This is a genomic window from Lactobacillus laiwuensis (genome assembly GCF_019972835.1).
GTDB lineage: Bacteria > Bacillota > Bacilli > Lactobacillales > Lactobacillaceae > Lactobacillus > Lactobacillus laiwuensis.
The window spans coordinates 1-17,147 of the sequence record NZ_BPPB01000010.1 but is presented as its reverse complement, the minus strand read 5'-3'; the positions used below and the strand labels follow the sequence as shown (position 1 = coordinate 17,147).

Annotated in this window: 17 protein-coding genes; 13 read left to right on the top strand and 4 right to left on the bottom strand. The window is 34.6% G+C overall.

Annotation, left to right across the window (positions count from 1 at the left end; all coding sequences use genetic code 11):
• Positions 1-115 precede the first annotated feature (115 nt).
• Genes LDM92_RS08045 through LDM92_RS08035 form a run of 3 tightly spaced genes read left to right on the top strand, consistent with a single transcriptional unit; the run spans position 116 to position 2,899 of the window.
• The gene (locus tag LDM92_RS08045; RefSeq protein WP_122051852.1) at positions 116-1,138 is read left to right on the top strand and encodes a Gfo/Idh/MocA family protein; all 1,023 of its coding nucleotides are present in this window, start codon (positions 116-118) and stop codon (positions 1,136-1,138) included.
• A gap of 26 nt (positions 1,139-1,164) precedes the next feature.
• Positions 1,165-2,028: a sugar phosphate isomerase/epimerase family protein gene (locus tag LDM92_RS08040; RefSeq protein WP_122051853.1), complete on the top strand. Its 864-nt coding sequence runs from the start codon at positions 1,165-1,167 to the stop codon at positions 2,026-2,028.
• A gap of 19 nt (positions 2,029-2,047) precedes the next feature.
• Positions 2,048-2,899, top strand: coding sequence for a TIM barrel protein (locus LDM92_RS08035; protein WP_223902783.1), 852 nt, complete (start codon positions 2,048-2,050; stop codon positions 2,897-2,899).
• A gap of 335 nt (positions 2,900-3,234) precedes the next feature.
• On the opposite strand, the gene LDM92_RS08030 is transcribed toward LDM92_RS08035, so the two are convergent.
• The gene (locus LDM92_RS08030) at positions 3,235-4,083 is read right to left on the bottom strand and encodes a TIM barrel protein (RefSeq protein WP_223902782.1); all 849 of its coding nucleotides are present in this window, start codon (positions 4,081-4,083) and stop codon (positions 3,235-3,237) included.
• Positions 4,084-4,094: 11 nt separating this feature from the next.
• On the bottom strand, positions 4,095-4,952 hold the full coding sequence (locus tag LDM92_RS08025) for a TIM barrel protein (RefSeq protein ID WP_223902781.1): 858 nt from the start codon (positions 4,950-4,952) through the stop codon (positions 4,095-4,097).
• A gap of 378 nt (positions 4,953-5,330) precedes the next feature.
• Here LDM92_RS08025 and LDM92_RS08020 point away from each other — a divergent pair, with 378 nt between their 5' ends.
• From LDM92_RS08020 to LDM92_RS07975, 10 genes are all read left to right on the top strand, one after another.
• Positions 5,331-6,191 carry a PRD domain-containing protein gene (locus LDM92_RS08020; RefSeq protein WP_223902780.1) on the top strand — a complete coding sequence of 287 codons (861 nt, stop codon included), beginning with the start codon at positions 5,331-5,333 and terminating at the stop codon, positions 6,189-6,191.
• Between the two features lie 12 nt (positions 6,192-6,203).
• Entirely contained in the window at positions 6,204-8,078 is a 1,875-nt protein-coding gene (locus tag LDM92_RS08015; RefSeq protein WP_223902779.1) for a glucose PTS transporter subunit IIA, read from the top strand.
• A 14-nt stretch (positions 8,079-8,092) separates the two neighbouring features.
• Positions 8,093-9,520, top strand: a complete 1,428-nt coding sequence (locus LDM92_RS08010) for a 6-phospho-beta-glucosidase (RefSeq protein WP_223902778.1) — start codon at positions 8,093-8,095, stop codon at positions 9,518-9,520.
• A 250-nt stretch (positions 9,521-9,770) separates the two neighbouring features.
• Positions 9,771-11,870 (top strand): BglG family transcription antiterminator, encoded by a 2,100-nt coding sequence (locus LDM92_RS08005; RefSeq protein ID WP_238480661.1) that lies wholly within the window; start codon positions 9,771-9,773, stop codon positions 11,868-11,870.
• Complete coding sequence (locus LDM92_RS08000) at positions 11,827-12,282, top strand: PTS sugar transporter subunit IIA (protein WP_223902776.1); 456 nt, start codon at positions 11,827-11,829, stop codon at positions 12,280-12,282. Before LDM92_RS08005 ends, LDM92_RS08000 begins: the two co-directional genes overlap by 44 nt.
• The gene (locus LDM92_RS07995; protein ID WP_034978948.1) at positions 12,279-12,557 is read left to right on the top strand and encodes a PTS sugar transporter subunit IIB; all 279 of its coding nucleotides are present in this window, start codon (positions 12,279-12,281) and stop codon (positions 12,555-12,557) included. Before LDM92_RS08000 ends, LDM92_RS07995 begins: the two co-directional genes overlap by 4 nt.
• A gap of 14 nt (positions 12,558-12,571) precedes the next feature.
• Entirely contained in the window at positions 12,572-13,837 is a 1,266-nt protein-coding gene (gene ulaA, locus LDM92_RS07990; protein ID WP_223902775.1) for a PTS ascorbate transporter subunit IIC, read from the top strand.
• A 10-nt stretch (positions 13,838-13,847) separates the two neighbouring features.
• Positions 13,848-14,480, top strand: a complete 633-nt coding sequence (locus LDM92_RS07985) for a beta/alpha barrel domain-containing protein (RefSeq protein ID WP_223902774.1) — start codon at positions 13,848-13,850, stop codon at positions 14,478-14,480.
• 7 nt (positions 14,481-14,487) lie between these two features.
• The gene (locus LDM92_RS07980) at positions 14,488-15,105 is read left to right on the top strand and encodes a KpsF/GutQ family sugar-phosphate isomerase (RefSeq protein ID WP_223902773.1); all 618 of its coding nucleotides are present in this window, start codon (positions 14,488-14,490) and stop codon (positions 15,103-15,105) included.
• 25 nt (positions 15,106-15,130) lie between these two features.
• Positions 15,131-16,021 (top strand): dihydrodipicolinate synthase family protein, encoded by an 891-nt coding sequence (locus LDM92_RS07975; RefSeq protein WP_223902772.1) that lies wholly within the window; start codon positions 15,131-15,133, stop codon positions 16,019-16,021.
• Positions 16,022-16,355: 334 nt separating this feature from the next.
• Here the strand turns inward: LDM92_RS07975 and LDM92_RS07970 are convergent, their stop codons facing one another.
• Both LDM92_RS07970 and LDM92_RS07965 read right to left on the bottom strand, forming a co-directional pair.
• Positions 16,356-16,577, bottom strand: a complete 222-nt coding sequence (locus tag LDM92_RS07970; protein WP_122051959.1) for a hypothetical protein — start codon at positions 16,575-16,577, stop codon at positions 16,356-16,358.
• 18 nt (positions 16,578-16,595) lie between these two features.
• A complete protein-coding gene (locus LDM92_RS07965) occupies positions 16,596-17,015 on the bottom strand; it encodes a hypothetical protein (protein WP_223902771.1) in 420 nt (139 codons plus the stop codon).
• Between the last annotated feature and the right edge of the window lie 132 nt (positions 17,016-17,147).

The window sequence follows — 17,147 nt, the reverse complement described above, 5'->3', positions numbered from 1 at the left end:
TTTACATTTTATGAATATTTATATACATTGAGGCTCCAACTGAAAGCTCTATAATGAAATTTGTAACAAGTGAGCGAAAGCGCTTACTAATACTAAAATATATAGGAGGAATATTATGACACTTAGAATTGGTATTATTGGCTGTGGTTATAAAGGCTCAGACCATATTGACCGTGTCGCTAATAGAATTAATGGCGCCACTCTAGCAGGTGTTGCTGATATTAAACAAGAACTTGCTGAAAAATATGCTCAAAAATATAACTGCAAGCATTTTGAAACGGGTGAGGAATTAATCGAGTCACCTGATATTGACGCTATCATGGTAGTTACTCGTCCACACGATACTCATGTACCCTTTGTCTTGAAAGCTCTTGAAGAAGGAAAGTATGTCTTTAGTGAAAAGCCGCTTTCAACTTCAGCAGATGATTGTAAACGCGTTGTTGAAGCAGAAACCAAAATTGGTAAAAGATTGGTTCAAGTAGGCTTCATGCGTCGTTATGACAATGGTTATCGTCAAATTAAGAAAGCTATTGACGAAGGCACTTATGGCAAGCCATTACTTTTGCACATGACACACAGAAATGAAACAACTGTTTCTGATTACTACGATAATGATGCCATTGTTGAAACTGCTATTCACGAATGTGACATTATGCACTGGTTAGTTGGTAGTGACTATGACAAAGTTTCATGCTTTATTCCTGGAGCACAAACCAAATACACTCACGAAGGTTTGCATGATCCCCAAGTGATGACATTTGATACTAAGAATGGTATCCATGCTGATCTAGAAGTATTTGTTAATAATCATAACAGTTACGATATTAACTGTGAAGTTGTCTGTGAAGAAGGAACTATTGCATTAACCAGCCCAATTTTCACTCAAGTAAAAACTCAAGAAAGAGCACAAACTGCAATTCCACAAAATGATAGTTTCCGTTTCCGTCAAGCCTTTGATTCAGAAATCCAAGATTGGGTAAATGGTGTACTAGCTGATCACCTTAACCCGACAGCTCCAACAACTTGGGATGGTTTAATGGCATGTGTAGCTGCCGATGCTTTAGAGAAATCACGTGACAATGGTTTTGTCAAAGAACCAGTAGTTTTGCCTGAAAGACCAGATCTTTACAAGAATTAATAATTAAAAAGGAAAAAGAGATTTTTATGAAATTAGCATATGATGCTTCAATGTTTCGCGATAGTACGCCACTTCACGAAACGATTGATAAAGTAGCAGAGCTAGGATACAAATATTTGGAATTAGCTCCTAGAACTGATTTCTTCTGGTTTTATCAATATCCTAAAGCAAATTCCGCTATGATTACAAATGTTCGCAAATGGTGTAAGGATGCTGGAGTTGAAATTTCATCTTTGGTTCCTGTCCAGCAATGGTCCTCACCTAACGAACAAGAAAGACAAGCAGCTGTACGCAATATGAAGAGGACAATTTGGCTTGCCTCTGAACTTGGGGTTAATACCATTAATACTGAATTTTCTGGGGATAAATATAATTCTGTTGCTTCAGAAGGTCAGTGGTATAAATCCATGGAGGAATTGCTTCCTATTTTTGAAAAGGAAGGAATTAGACTTGAAATTCAAGCCCACCCAAATGACTTTATTGAATCCAGTTATGCTGCTGCACAGCTTATTCGCTCACTCAACTCTGATAATGTTGGCCAAGTATTATGTTCGGCACATGCCTTTTATTCTGATGGTGGTAAAGGTGATGTCAGAAAGCAAATTTTAGATTCAAAAGATGTACTGAGTCACGTCCTAATTGCAGATACGTTTAATTTTGCTGGTTCTTATGGATTGAGATATACTATCAACCCGCCTGGTGCTCCTGTAACTATTCATCAACACTTAAATCCTGGTGAAGGCGAAGTTGATATGGATGCCTTTTATTCTACGCTTCGTGAAATTAACTTTGATGGAATTGTGACCAATAATGTGTTTATGTGGCCTGATCGCATAGAATGGTCAAATGAAAAAACTTTGAAGTCTATTAAAGATGGACTCCACATTTAATGAAAGGAGGAATACCTGGATGCTTACATACAATGACTTTTGTATCAATAGAAAATCTGCCCCTGGATTAGACTTAAAAGATTTTATTAACATGGTGGCTGATCTGAACATTAAATATATTGAGTTGCGTAATGATATAACAGGTGAAGTCGATAATTCTACCATTTTAGATGGTTATCAACCTGAAGAAATAAAGCAGTTGCTTGATGAAAAAAATATTCAAGTAGTAGATATTAATGCTCAGGGAAATATGGATCTGGCGGAGAGCTTAGAAGAAAACCTGAAAAGTCTTAACGAAATGATTGATATTGGCAAAGTTTTGCACGTGAAAAATATTCTGTTCTGTCCAGTTAGAGATGCAAATGACAAGAGAACGAGTGCAGAATGTCGTCAAGGCGCTATTAATAATATGAAGGCTTATTCTAAACTCTTAAAAGAAAATGGCATGAGTGGTTTGCTCGAGCCTTTGGGATTCATGGATTCATCCTTAAGAACACCATGGCTTGCACAAGATATTATTAAAGCTGCCAAAGTCGATAACTTCAAGTTAGTAGCTGATAATTTCCACTATTATTTAGCCGAGGTTACTAAAGAAGACTTTGAGACTAAAGTAGATCCTAAAATGGTTGGTTTAGTTCATTTAAGCTCAGTTGTTAATCAAAAGCCACGTGAAGAATTAGGTGATGCTGACCGAATCTTGGTAACTAAGAATGACATTATGAATGCCTTAAATCACGTAAAAATGTTTGAAGAAAGTACTTATAATGGCTTATATTCTTTTGAACCATTTTCTCCAGACTTGTATAAATTGGATGCAGAAAAAGCCAAGAAAGAAATTGTTCGTAGCATAGATTTAATTAATGCCCAGTAATAAAATTAATATATATCTCTCAAACAAATTCAATTCGTTTATCTAAAAATAACTTTCAAAAAGAATATTGAACATTTAAAAATAGATGTTCAATATTTTTATTTTTGATTAATTTGCTTTTTAGAAGAGCATGGGGCAAGCAGTTTGGTGAACCATTTCAAGTAATGAAAGTATAACCAGTGATTACGTATATTATAAAAAGTCTGGATACCTAGACCTATTTGGAATAGTGATTTTAAAATCTAATATGTCTTTAGGATAAAAAAACTGTTGACAGCTTCTTAAGCGAATCTTTCAACAGTTTTTAGGATTTAAGCGATTTTAGATCTGGTTTTCTAACCGGCAATTATTTTTTCAATACTGTCTGCAATTTGTTGTTTGCATTTATCATAACTCCAATTATTAATTTCAGGTGCACAAGGCTCAAATGAATAAAGACCGAAATAGTTGCTCTCCTTAAACCAATTTGCTTGTTCAATAGATTTCATCACGTCTTCTTCATTAGCAGAGATAAAGTAACGATCGGCATCATCAGCTTCTTCTGGAGATTTTGCAGAAGTAATAGAACTTAAATGAATTAAGCCAACACGGCTGACATCGACCTTTTCGTAAAAATCATCTTTAGTAACCTCGGCTTTATAATAATGGAAGGTATCTGCAATTAACTTAAAGTTTTTAGCATCCGCTTCTTGTAAAACCTTTTGTGCAACCCACGGGAAACGCAATGATGAGTCACCAAATCCTAAAGGTTCTACCAAGCCATTAACTCCTACTGCTCCAAGAACATCTGAATAAATCCGAATATTGTGAACTAGATCGTCAAATTTTTGTTCATCAGTACGAATATCATCCGCATTTCTGATAGGAGTAAACAAAATATGATCAGCACCAATTTTTTGTGCAATTTCAGCTAATGCAGTAACTCCCTTTAATTTGGTATTCCAGTCACTACGATCATCAAGGTTAAATTCGGCGGAAATATTAGCTACATGAACATCATAATTGCGCTGCAAATTATTAAACTCTGCAATGCTTAAGTCATCCAAAAAATTGCTCCCGTGATGTATGTCTGTTCTTAATTCGATATTATGAACTCCGACATCATTAGCTAATTTTACAAAGTCGGGCAGAGATAAGCCACCTGCACAGCAACGATTAATACAAAAGTCATTTAATTCCAACATAATAAATCCTCCTAAATATTTTTAATCAGGTTAATGCTCTTGGTAAGATTTTCCTTGGCAGTTTCATAATCCCACTGGCGAAGTTCATCTGAGAATGGCTCAAATGAAAATAGACCGTCGAATTTGCTGTTTGAAAACCATTTAATAGTGTCAAAAGCATTGATATGATCCTGATTAGGATCACTTAAAAGCATGCGATTTTGATCTGTCAATTTAGATTTTGGCATCTGGACCTCGATTGTACTCATATGAATGAGACCAACTTTATTAACATCAAGCTTATTATCTAAATCATTACGAGTGACACCGCCCATGAACCAGTGAAATAGATCAGCTACTACTTTAAAATTGGTTGCACTAGCTTCTTCGATGATATCAATAGCTCTAAATGGTGTTCTGATTGAACTTTCAGGGAAACCCAGTGTTTCAAATAAACCAGACATACCTTTATCTTGAAGCCTTTTTGCAAACTCTTTAATGGTTTCAACACCTTCATTAAATTTTTCGCTGTCACTTCTATCATCGAACTTGTCCATTACCGGACAGAAAAGAATTTTTTGGGCGCCGATTCCCTGAGCTATAGTAATCATCTCATTGAGATCATTTAAATTATTGTCTTTCTGGCTCAATAAATCCGTATTACCGAGCGAGTTGATATCTTCAACTTGAACGTCGTATTTTTGTAATAGATCATTAAAATCTGAAATACTCATTCCATCTAAGATATTTTTATTATCAGGTTCTTTACCTAGATCATTTCTTAATTCTACATGTTTGATTCCTAATTCACTTGCTAATTTAATAAAATCAGCAAGTGGTAAACCGGGCGCTGATTTACGATTAAGACATAAATTTGAATTATTAATCATATTAAATACCTCCATTTTATAAAGCGCTTTCCATCTGTAATGGTAGGAAATAAAAAATAGAAGGTAAATGTAAAAAAGACGCAAGTATTTGTACTAATTAATAGAAAATATAAGAGATGTAAAAAATTTGATGGAAGAATTTAGTTTTTGCTGGCTACACTTTTATTTATTCTGAGCAAATGAAGCCAAACTTTACTGGCACAAAAATCAAGCAAACATACGAACTCAATAAAAATTTGTCTGATTTTTATTTGAAAGAGTTTACAAGAAATGATATACTTATATCCATTAAGGACGTTACTTTTTACAAGGCGTTACTTACAGTTTTTTTGATGAGCTGTGGGTAACGCTTTTTTTATAACGTTTTTTGGAAAAGAGGTGGAAAAATTGTGGATTTTGAAGAATAACTTGAACAATAACGCTATTTTAGTTGAAGATCAGTCAAAAAATGAACGAATAATTTTAGGTAAAGCAATTGGCTATGGCAAAAAAATTGGCTGCGTTATCGACCTTGAAAAAGCTCAAATAGAAAAGAATTACGTTATATTTGACCATGATTCCGTTAAGGCCTTTCAAGAATTAATAAAAAGGATTGACGATGCCAGTATTGAATATGCACGTCAAATTATTCAAAAAGGTGAACAAGAGCTAAATCTTAAGTTTAATGACATGCTACTATTGACTCTTTCTGATCATATTAGTTTTATGCTAAAAAGGGTTAAGCAAAATTTGAACTTTAAAGCTCCATTAGAATGGGATGTTAAAGTTATTTATCCTGAAATTTTTAAATTTTCTGAAAATGCTGTTGAATTTTTACGCGAACAGACAAAGCTTGAGATTCCACACTCAGAGGCAACTTATATAGCTTTGCATTTGATTAATGTCAATTTTTCGATTAATGACATGGATACAACTATTTCCAGTACTAAAATTATTGATCAGGTTTTGGCGATTGTTTCTGATTATTACCAGAAGGACTTGAAAGAAGATTCATATAGTTATAAGCGCTTTATCAATCACTTAAGATATTTTATTTTGCGTGAACTAAATCATGAAACGTCCAATTCAAAAAATTCAATTTTAAAGGTTATAGAGGCTAAATATGCCAGTGATTTTCAGTGTGCAGAAAAAATTAAAGCTTTTTTGCATAATAAATATCACTGGCAGATCGGGGAGGATGAAATGCTTTATCTAACCTTACATCTTAACCAATTAACACTTGTTGATAATAAAAAATAATATGGAGTAAAAATGAAAAAAATAGATAAAGAAGCAAAAACGATCTTGAAATATGTTGGTGGCTTGGAAAATGTTAATAGTTTGGTTCATTGTGCTACAAGACTTCGTTTTGTATTGAAAGATAACAGTAAAATTAATAAAGATGAGTTAAATAAATTACCGAGTGTTTTAAGCGTCGTTTTGAGTGGTGGGCAATGCCAGGTTGTAATTGGTCCCAATGTAACTGAGTTTTATGATGTTATCAAAAAGCTGATGGGTGGAAAAAATAATTCTGAAGCAGAAGGTAAGCAGGATGAAAAGTTTTCACTAACAAAAGTTATTTCCGGTGCATTTTTGCCTTTAATATCCATTATGGCAGGGGCAGGAATGGTCAAAGCTTTATTAACAGTGTTAACAACAGTTCACTGGCTATCACCTACTAGTACACTATATTTAGTTTGTTCAGCTGCAGGTAATTCTATTTTTTATTTTTTACCGGTATTTTTAGGTATTACACTATCTAAGCAATTTAAGGCTGACCCATTCGTAGGAGGTGCGTTAGGTGCAGCGTTACTCGAGCCTAATTTTACAGGACTAATAGGAAAACATGGACTGCATTTATTTGGATTAGACTTAGATCCGATTGATTATTCAATGACAGTTTTTCCAATCTTTGTAATTATTGCTGTCTATGCTTTACTTAATAAATTGCTGAAAAAATACATCCCACAACAATTACAATTATTTTTAAACCCAATGATTTGTTTGCTCTTATTGGTTCCGGCAACTGTTTTAGTGTTTGGGCCATTTGGGACCAATGTAGGTAACTGGATTTCAGCAGCAATTATGTGGTTATTTGGTAAAAGTAGGTTAATAGCCGGATTAGTATTAGGCGCTTCTTATCCATTCTTAACTGTTTTAGGACTACATTGGGGTTTTACGCCAATTACTCTGCAAAATTTAAAAGCCGTTGGTGGAGATGTAGTAGAAGGAGTTAATGTTTGTGCTGTCTGGGGACAAATAGGAATAGCTTTGGGTACTTTTCTTTATAGTGTTTATAAGCAAAAAAACACGAAACTGCGTGGCGTCTCAGGTTCGACGGCTATTACAGGAATTTTTGCTGGTGTCACTGAACCAATTTTATATGGTTTGATTATGCAGTCAAAGCGTTTAATGATAATTACTGCCATCGCTGGTGGCGTTGGTGGAGCGGTCAGTGCATTATTTCATGTTATGATGACCTCCTATGTCTTTCATAATATCTTTTCTATATTTATGTTGTCATATAAACCAATTGGTTTTATGGTTTTAGGTTCAGGTATTTCACTTGTATTGGGTGTTCTTTTGACCTTCTTTTGGGGATTTAAAGACCAAAATACGGATTCAGATGGAATGGCAGCTGACCTCACTCAAGCAGTAAATAAAGATCAAACAGTAGAAAAAAATGATCATCAGGCTTTAGTAATCACTTCTCCATTTTCGGGTAAAGTGCTTAATCTTGCTGATGTTCACGATGAAGTTTTTGCAAATGAGAGTATAGGCAAGGGAATAGCTGTTATTCCTAATTCTAATAAAGTAACAGCACCTTTTAATGGTCAAGTAATTACTGTAATGCCTACTAAGCATGCTATTGGCTTACGCAGTGATACAGGCGTTGAGCTTCTTATTCATATTGGACTTGATACTGTTAATTTAAATGGTAAATATTTTAACGCTTTAGTAAAAAATGGCGATAGAGTCGAACAGGGACAGGAAATTTTAGAAGCAGATATGGAAAAGATAAAAAAAGCTGGTTATACGCTCGAATCACCAATTATTATTACAAATCCTGAAAAATACCAAATTGATGTTAGCGTTAAGGAAGATGATAGTATTCATACTCAGGATCAAATTATGTTTGTACAGTAGGAGATAAACTGCAAATGGAAAATAATTTTTTATGGGGCGGAGCTCTATCTGCTAACCAGGTCGAGGGCGCATATCTAGAAGACGGAAAAGGATTGGATATTTCAGATTTACTAACTGCAGGAACTGCAACAACTAAGCGGAAAATTACAACGTCTGTTAATGAGAACGAGTATTATCCTAATCATAAGGCCATAGATTTCTATCATAACTATGAAAGTGATATTAAATTAATGGCAAAAATGGGCTTTAAGTGCCTGCGTGTCAGCATTAATTGGTCAAGAATCTTTCCACATGGCGACGAAAATGAGCCTAATGAACAAGGATTAAAATTTTACCATAACTTATTTGAGACGATGAAGCAATATAACATTAAGCCCATCATAACATTGTCACACTTTGAAATGCCTTATTATCTGGTAGAAAAATTTGGCGGGTGGCGTAATCGCAAGTGCATCGCATATTTTGTGAAATTTGCTAAAGTTTGTTTAGACAATTTTATGCAATACACAAATTATTGGCTGACGTTTAATGAAATAAATAATCAATATTTAGTAGAAAATCCTCTTTTCCCATACACTAATTCCGGCTTAATTTTTAATGCAAATGATAATAAGCGTGAAATCATGTTCCAAGCCGTTCATAATGAGTTTGTTGCGGGAAGTCAGATTGTGAAATATGCTCATTCTTTAAATGCCAATCTTAAGGTAGGCTGCATGGTGGCTGCTTCACCCTATTATCCCAACACTCCCAACCCAGAAGATATTCTGAAAGCGCAAAAGTTAAACCAATATCAAATGTTTTTCTCTGATGTACAGGTACGGGGCAGATATCCTAATTTTATTTTAAAAGAATGGCAGGAAAAGGGTTATCACATTGAAATCACTGATAAGGATTTAGGCGATTTAAAACATGGATGTGTTGATTACATAGGTTTCAGTTATTATTTATCAAGTACTGTGAGTGCAGACCCGAATAGAAAGAGAATTGGTTCTGGCAATGCTGCCAGTGAAGATACAGTTGTCAATCCGTATTTACAGAAAAACAAGTGGGGCTGGACTGTTGATCCGATTGGGCTGCGAATATGGCTAAATCAAGTTTATGACCGATATCAATTACCATTGTTTTTAGTTGAAAATGGTTTAGGTGCCGAAGATAAACTAACGTCAGATTATAAAATACATGATCCATACCGTATAAATTATTTAAAAGATCATATTATTGAAATGAAAAAAGCAATTGAAATTGATGGAGTCCCTGTAATTGGGTACTTGGTTTGGGGATGTATTGATTGTATTTCATTTACAACAGGCCAAATGTCCAAACGCTATGGATTAATCTATGTTGATTTAGACGATAGAGGCAAGGGTACGCTGAAACGTTATAAAAAGGATTCATTTGATTGGTTTAAAACTGTTATTAAAACAAATGGCAAGAAGCTTTAAAATTTTTGCTAAATCGTAAGAATTGAATGGAATATTATTTTTAAAAACATAATTCTGATTTGTAATCTGAATTATGTTTTTTTTATACAAATTGGACTAGGTAGACAACATCTAAATATGCATATGAAAGTGTATCATTTTTCAGTTTTAAATGTGCAACAAGTTTCATTGCACTCCCTTTATTATTTATTTGAGAGTTAGAAAGCAGGTGAAATATATCTTGTTGTATCACGAATACTTGTTACTAAAAATGTTAACAAATTCGAACTCTTTATTAAGTATTAGCCAAATAACTAATAAACTTCAAATAACTAAAAGAACTGCCTATTCAGCTATTAACGGGTTAAACGAATGGCTTGAGCTGCATGACTTAAATAAGATTATGACAGTTAGAAATCATGGTTATTTTGTTCAACCATACGAAATTTCTGAGATTGAGAAGGATCTTAAACATGATTTGCAGCAGGGAAAAGTTAAGCTGCCTCAATCGGTTAGAGTAATAGCAATTGAATTTGCTCTTCTTTGCAGAAATAATAGGGTTACTATTGAATATTTAAACTCTCTAAACGGAGTAACGAGAAGAACCACTCAGAGTGACCTAGCGAAAGTTAAAAAAGACACTGAAAGCAGAAATTTGAAGTTAGAGTTAGAAAAAAATGGCTATTTAATCACAGGTTTAGAGGAGGAAATTCGCAAATTTGCTTTACAAAAACTAGCTAATATTCAAGGAACAATGATATTTGATAAGATTGCTCCATTTTTGAGTTTAGAAACTAAAGAAAAAGTAGAAATTGAGCAAGTACTTTTAACGGTTGAACAAAATATTGGTTGCTTATTAACGGATGAGTCAGTTTTTCAAGTTAAAGAGTACATCTGTTTTTCAGTTAAGAGATACAGGAATGGACATTTTTTAAAAAATAACAGGAATAAAAAAATTAAAGGTAGCGGTAAGTTCGAGCCTTTAATTTGTGATTTGCTGAGTTATCTGGGTATATCTGCAGAACATTTAAATGCTGAAAGTCAGCTTCTCTGTAAAATAATTGATTCAAGGCAAATCAGCAAAATTAGCAAAAATTTTGAATCACAAGAAATGTCAAATATTGCGACACAAATCATCAAGCGCTTTTCAGTAATTTCTGGAATTGATTTGGTAAACAATAAGAGCTTGCAAAATGCACTGACGACACATTTGGTAGCTGCTCAAAGAAGAGTTTTATACAATGTTCAGTTTTTAAATTCTAGCTTGTTAAATGTCAGAAAAAAGTATCCAGAAATTTACCTTTTAACTAAAGAAGCCGTTCAACCCTTTGAGCAGTACCTAAAAAAATCTTTAACTGCTGATGAAATAGAGTTGATCGCAGTTTACTTTGGCGGAGAAATTGAACTGCTCAAAAATGCAAAAAGTCAAAGTCCTAAAGAAAAAATTACTTTGGTATGCGGCAGTGGAATTGGGACGTCCCGCCTTTTAAAAATTCAACTGGAAAAAATGTTTCCTGATCAGTTAAAGATAAAGGTTATTACAAAGCAAGATTATGAAAAACAAGCCAGAGTTCATGCAGATTTGGTTATAGCCACTTTACCAGTAACAAATAAAGGTGCTCCAATTGTAAATATCAATCACATTCTAACTGACTATGATTTACAAACAATCAGACAGCACCTGGCTTCTAAAGCTCAAACTTCGTCTTCTGCTCATAATTCTCCCGCTGTTAAAACAACGCAAATTTTAGACATAGTCAGTGAATATGCCCATGTGAAGGACTTTACTGGCTTGACAGCGGCACTGCAAAGTTATTTTTCTCAAAAAAATGTTCCTTTTAAAAAAGAGCAAAACAATTTACCGTGCTTAAGTGAAATCTTGCCGGAAAGAAGAATTGCTTTTGAAAATGGCACTTATTCTTGGCAGGAGTCAGTAAAAGTCACTGGAAAGCTACTTGAAAAGGATCATATTGCGGATGAAAAATATACTCACAAAATGTGTATGCAAATAGAGAAGTACGGGCCATACATGAAAATTATGGATAATGTCATGCTGCTTCACGCAAAGCCAGATAACCCTACTAAATTTTCTGTGCCTGGTATGAGCCTGGTTTGTTTTACCCCACCTGTTAAATTTAGCAATGATATCAAAGCAAAATATGTTTTTAGCCTTTATGCACCAAATTCTAATTCTCAATTGAAGGCGCTAACACAATTAACTGAAATTTTTTCTAATAGCAGTTTATTAGAAGAATTTGAACATGCCGAAAATGCACCTACTTTTATTAAACTCTTTGAATCCGTAGAGAAAGGAGATGAAAAATTAAGTGACACCACTAATAGACCCGAAATTGATTCAATTGAATGTTAGCGCAAAAGATTGGCGTGATGCCATTTTAAAAGCAGGTCATCCCCTTGTTAAAAATAGTTTGGTGACAGATAACTATTTGAAAAGCGTCATTAAAATAGCAGAAGAAATGGGCCCTTATATCGTATTTATGCCTCATGTTGCTTTATCGCACGCCAAGATAGAAGACGGGGCATTAAAAGATGGAATAGGATTGACTGTTTTAAAAGAGCCAGTCCCTTTTCATAACAAAGATAACGATCCAGTTAAATATATTTTTACCTTAAGTTCTACAAAAGCAAATGGGCATCTGGATCAAATGGCACAGTTGGTTAACTTACTTTCAAAAAATGACTTTTTTGAAACAGTTAGTCATGCAAACAATGTGCAGGAAATAATTAATTATGTAAATGAATTTGAAGGAGAAGAAAAATGAAGAAAGCAATAATTACATGTCGGGCAGGTATGGGTACCAGTACAATGTTAACGGTACAAGTTAGAAATGTAGCTAAAAAGAATAATTGGGACCTTGATGTTAGTCATACCAGCATAGACGGAATAGGCAGCTTTAATGGTGACTTTATCATTGCCTTGAGCGATGTTGCTGATGATTTAAGAGCCAAAGAGAAAAAAATTCCCATAGTAGGTATTAAAAATATGATGGATCAGAATGAAATTGAAGCTAAATTAGCTCCTCTTATGAATGAATAAAACAGGTGAATGAAATGTTAAATTTTATTATTAGTTTTCTAAGTCAACCTGCTGTGCTACTAGGTTTTGTGGCATTTATAGGATTGGTTGCTCAAAAAGATAAAGATTGGACAGATGTCACTAAGGGTACAGCAAAAACTGTTATCGGATTTTTAATATTTGGTATTGGTTCAAGTACTTTAACTGGGGTTTTGCAAAACTTCAATGTTTTATTTCAATCAGCCTTTCATATTCACGGCTTGATTGCTTCTCCTGAAGCGGCCACAGCTGCTGCACAAACGAAGTATGGTTTCGTTGTTGCTCTGATTTTAATTCTGGGCTTTGTAATGAATATCGTTTTCGCTAGAATTACACCATTTAAAAATATCTTCTTTACAGGTCAACATAGTCTGTATTTTGCCTGTGTTTTAGGCCTGGTTCTTAAATTTAGTGGACTAAGCAATTTATGGGCCATTATTATTGGAGGGATTATTTTAGGTCTCTGTGCCAGTGCTTTACCTGAACTTTGTCAGCCATTTATGCGTCGAATTACCGGTAACGATAATCAGGCGATTGGTCACTATAACATGTTTGGCTACGCATTGTCAGGTGCGATCGGCCTGCTGTTTAAGAAACACAAAGATGAAACTACAGAAAACTTTAACTTGCCCAAATCACTTTCGATATTCAAAGACTTCTTGATGGGTCTTGCAATTATCATGTTGATTTTATTCTATGTGTCAGCGTTGGTTGCTGGTCCGGTAGTAACCGGTAAACTTTCTGGCTCAGTCAATTGGTTAGTTTATCCGTTTATTCAGGCTATGACATTTACTGCTGGAATGGGCGTTTTGATGTATGGTGTTGGAATGTTCCTAGAAGAGATTACGAATGCCTTTGTTGCAATTTCAACCAAGTTTATTCCAGGCTCACGTCCAGCTTTAGACGTTCCAACAGTCTTTCCTTTTGCACCAACTGCAGTCTTGGTAGGTTTTGTCAGTTCTTACACAGCAGGACTTGTAGCTATCGGAATAATGATTTTATTCCACAGTCCAATTGTGATTATTCCAGCAGCCCATATTTGCTTTTTCTCAGGCGGAACTGCTGCAATTTTTGGCAACTCAACAGGCGGCTGGCGTGGAGCTATTGCAGGTTCTTTCGTGGTGGGTCTTTTGTTAGCATTCTTACCGCTAATTCTAGTACCCGTCTTCCAACAAATGGGTATCAATAGTTCAACTTTCCCGAACATTGATTACAATATTGTCGGTTCACTACTTCATGGCGTTTTGCAACTGTTTCATTAGGAGTAATTAAATGTTACAAAAAAATATTTATGTAAGACAAATTAGTGATTTAAACATAATGACAGTGGTGCGAGATACACCTGCAGAAACTTTGCGTGTTGCAAAAGCTTGCTTTAAAGGCGGCGTTAAAGCGATTGAAATTAGTTTTACTGTTCCCACAGCTTTAGAGGCTATGAAGCTGGTTAAAAAAGAAATACCTGAAATGGTAATATGTGCTGGGACTGTTTTAGATACTACCACTGCTAGATTAGCTATACTAGGCGGTGCTGAATTGATACTTTCTCCTGCTTTTGATTTGGAAGTAGCACAAATTTGCAATTTGTATCAAGTGCCTTATGCACCTGGTTGCAATAGCGTTACGGAAATTACTACTGCCTTAAAGAATGGCGCTTCCTTTATTAAAGTATTTCCTGGATCCAGTATGGGTGGAGTAAAAGAAATTAAAACAATTAGTACGCCTATTCCTTACATGCCAATTTTGATTTCTGGCGGTGCTTCTGTAAAAAATTACCGTGACTTTCTCGCTGCTGGTGCCGATTGTGTCTGCTTTGGCTCAGCTCTAACTGGTGATTCTGAAAAAATAACTAATAATGCTGTTCAGTTAACTAAAACTTTAGCTGATTTTCGGTCAGAGAAGAGGTAGCAATAATATGGATATTATTTCAAATATACAAGATGTCATTGAAAAAGAAATTGCGGCAATTGAACAGGTAGAAAAAGATTTACCTCTTAATAATCAAAATTATGAAAAAGTAGTTAATAAAATTATTTCTTTAAAAGGAAACGGCAGATTAATTTTTACAGGGGTAGGTAAGTCAGGTCATATAGGTAAAAAGCTAGCTGCCACATTTGCCAGTACTGGTACGCCTTCATTTTTTGTGCATGCTACAGAAGCCATGCATGGTGATCTGGGAATGATTACCGCTTCTGACTTAGTTATTGATATATCAAATTCGGGAGAGACTAAGGAAGCTGTTCAAGTAGTTGCACCAATTCAACGATTGGGTGCAGAAGTAGTCGCATTAACTGGTAATCAGGGCTCAACTTTGGCCAAAGACTGTGATTACTTATTATTGGTCCATGTAGATGGGGAAGCAGACCAACACAACTTGGCTCCTACTAATAGTTCAACTTCTGCGTTAGTTGTTGGAGATGCAATTGCATTGACAGTCTCCAAAGCTAAGGGATTTTCTGAAAAAGATTTTGGCAAATTCCATCCGGGAGGAGCATTAGGCAAGAGACTCGTTAAAGAAGGAGTTATTAAATAAAAACATCTATGAAGGAGATGGCAAAATGTTCAATGGTATTATTACTCCGATTGTAACGCCATTTAATCGTGATAAAGAACAGTCAATTAATTACCAGGCAGCTCAAGTGTTAATTAACAAATTAATTAGTGCTGGTGTAAGTGGTATTTTTGCTCTTGGGAGTAATGGTGAATTTCACGTTCTAACTCACGCTGAAAAAATTGCTTTTGTGAAGGCCGTGGTTCAATATGTCGATCATCGTGTGCCAGTTTTTGCAGGAGCTGGGGCTTGTTCAACAAGTGAAACGATTGCTTTATCCCAAGAGATGGAGACTGCAGGAGCTGATGCCTTATCAATAATAAATCCGTATTTTATTAAACCGCAAGATGATGAACTATTTGACTTTTATCGTGATGTAGCAGCAAGTGTTGATCTACCAGTAATTATGTACAATATTCCTAAAAATACCGGTTATAATATTCCGGTTAATGTAGTACGTAAACTTGCTAAAATTGAAAACATTGTTGGGATTAAAGACAGTAGTGGCGATGTGGATTTAATTCGTAAATATCAAGAAGTTGCTACTGACAATAAGTTTCAAGTACTAATTGGTTCAGACTCAAAGATTTCTGTCGCTTATAAAATGGGTGTAAAAGCTGCTATTGCTGGAACAAGCAATTTAATTCCGAATGTTTTAGTTAACCTTGACCATGCCTTAAAAGATGGCAATGAGCAAAAAGCAGCAAAGTTACAAAAAAGCATAGATGTTTTACGCTCAGTTCTAAAATTAGGGACAGTACCTGCAGTTTTAAAGCGATCCGTAGAATTAGCTAATGTTGCAAATGCAGGCCCAGCACGTAAACCGGTGAGAGAAACCACGACTCAGGTTGATCAGGAAATTATTAAAATGCTCAAATATTATGGTCTGCATTCATAGTAAAGCTAAACTAATTAACTTACAATTCTCACGTTAACTTTGCTGTCACTATTTCATGATTATTCACTGCAATAGAAGAGACAACATCTTATACTGAAAAGCAATGGTAAACATGATGCAACGATAAATTTTGCAAGCATAGTGGCAATAGTGGATTTAGAAACTTTAATATTAAAAAAAGACTGATAAATTTCGTTTGTGAAACGCTGATTTATCAGTCTTTTTGTGTATAACAATCTTAGCTAATGTGTAGAAAAAATTTTTACTAGCCCTTTTTATTCACTTCAGAGAAACTGTTTTTAACTTTTTGGGTATTAATTGGCTCTCCAAATACTTATTTATTTTTTCTAGAACTGTTATGAATAAATAATTTACGAGTATCAAAGGTAGTCTTATGGTAAATTGTATTATATATCTTTCTTTTTGGATGAGCCCAACCCATGCCACGTTTACCATAGTTGGGAATAATAGCTCTTTTGATAGCCCTTGTTGCTCTTCCCTTTGTTCTGGCAGAGATAGACTTTCTCAAACTAGGCTTTCTGAAACCGATTTTAATCATTACTTTTTCTTCTCCTTAATCTTCCCATTTGCATAAGGTGTAACCTTGGCTAATAGCCCTTTTTAATGATATTTTGGTTATATTGCCATGCGCTCTTCGAAGCCCACGGCAACTCGGATTAAAATGATATCTTTTCCCTGAATTAGGAGCTATATAGACTTTACGTACATTACGTCTGGCGACACTTTTACGCTTTTTTTGCTTTCTTTTTGCAGCTACCTTCCTTTTGCGAGTAGCTCTTCTTCTTTTAACAGTTACTTTTTTAGTAACTAGTTTTTTCGCATTATTTTTTACTACTTTTGTCGATTTTGCAATAACAGTTTGTTGAGAATCTTGTATACTTGTGTTGCCAAAAACAAAAGTAGTGAAAAAAGTTATAAAAACTACTACCAAATAAAGCCAAATCTTTTTATAAAAAGGTTTTTTATACTGCATATTTTACCTCTCAAATAAACTAATTAGTTCTTTAATATAATCATATCGCATATAGGAAACTGTCAAATTTTTTGTGTAAATAGATTTTTCTCGTAGATTGATTTTTTAATCTTTTATTTAATCAAAGTAGGA

Coding starts and splice junctions, on each gene's coding strand:
- LDM92_RS08045 (WP_122051852.1), top strand. CDS start 116: ATGACACTTAGAATTGGTATTATTGGCTGTGGTTATAAAGGCTCAGAC.
- LDM92_RS08040 (WP_122051853.1), top strand. CDS start 1,165: ATGAAATTAGCATATGATGCTTCAATGTTTCGCGATAGTACGCCACTT.
- LDM92_RS08035 (WP_223902783.1), top strand. CDS start 2,048: ATGCTTACATACAATGACTTTTGTATCAATAGAAAATCTGCCCCTGGA.
- LDM92_RS08030 (WP_223902782.1), bottom strand. CDS start 4,083: ATGTTGGAATTAAATGACTTTTGTATTAATCGTTGCTGTGCAGGTGGC.
- LDM92_RS08025 (WP_223902781.1), bottom strand. CDS start 4,952: ATGATTAATAATTCAAATTTATGTCTTAATCGTAAATCAGCGCCCGGT.
- LDM92_RS08015 (WP_223902779.1), top strand. CDS start 6,204: ATGAAAAAAATAGATAAAGAAGCAAAAACGATCTTGAAATATGTTGGT.
- LDM92_RS08010 (WP_223902778.1), top strand. CDS start 8,093: ATGGAAAATAATTTTTTATGGGGCGGAGCTCTATCTGCTAACCAGGTC.
- LDM92_RS08005 (WP_238480661.1), top strand. CDS start 9,771: ATGTTAACAAATTCGAACTCTTTATTAAGTATTAGCCAAATAACTAAT.
- LDM92_RS07995 (WP_034978948.1), top strand. CDS start 12,279: ATGAAGAAAGCAATAATTACATGTCGGGCAGGTATGGGTACCAGTACA.
- ulaA (WP_223902775.1), top strand. CDS start 12,572: ATGTTAAATTTTATTATTAGTTTTCTAAGTCAACCTGCTGTGCTACTA.
- LDM92_RS07985 (WP_223902774.1), top strand. CDS start 13,848: ATGTTACAAAAAAATATTTATGTAAGACAAATTAGTGATTTAAACATA.
- LDM92_RS07980 (WP_223902773.1), top strand. CDS start 14,488: ATGGATATTATTTCAAATATACAAGATGTCATTGAAAAAGAAATTGCG.
- LDM92_RS07975 (WP_223902772.1), top strand. CDS start 15,131: ATGTTCAATGGTATTATTACTCCGATTGTAACGCCATTTAATCGTGAT.
- LDM92_RS07965 (WP_223902771.1), bottom strand. CDS start 17,015: ATGCAGTATAAAAAACCTTTTTATAAAAAGATTTGGCTTTATTTGGTA.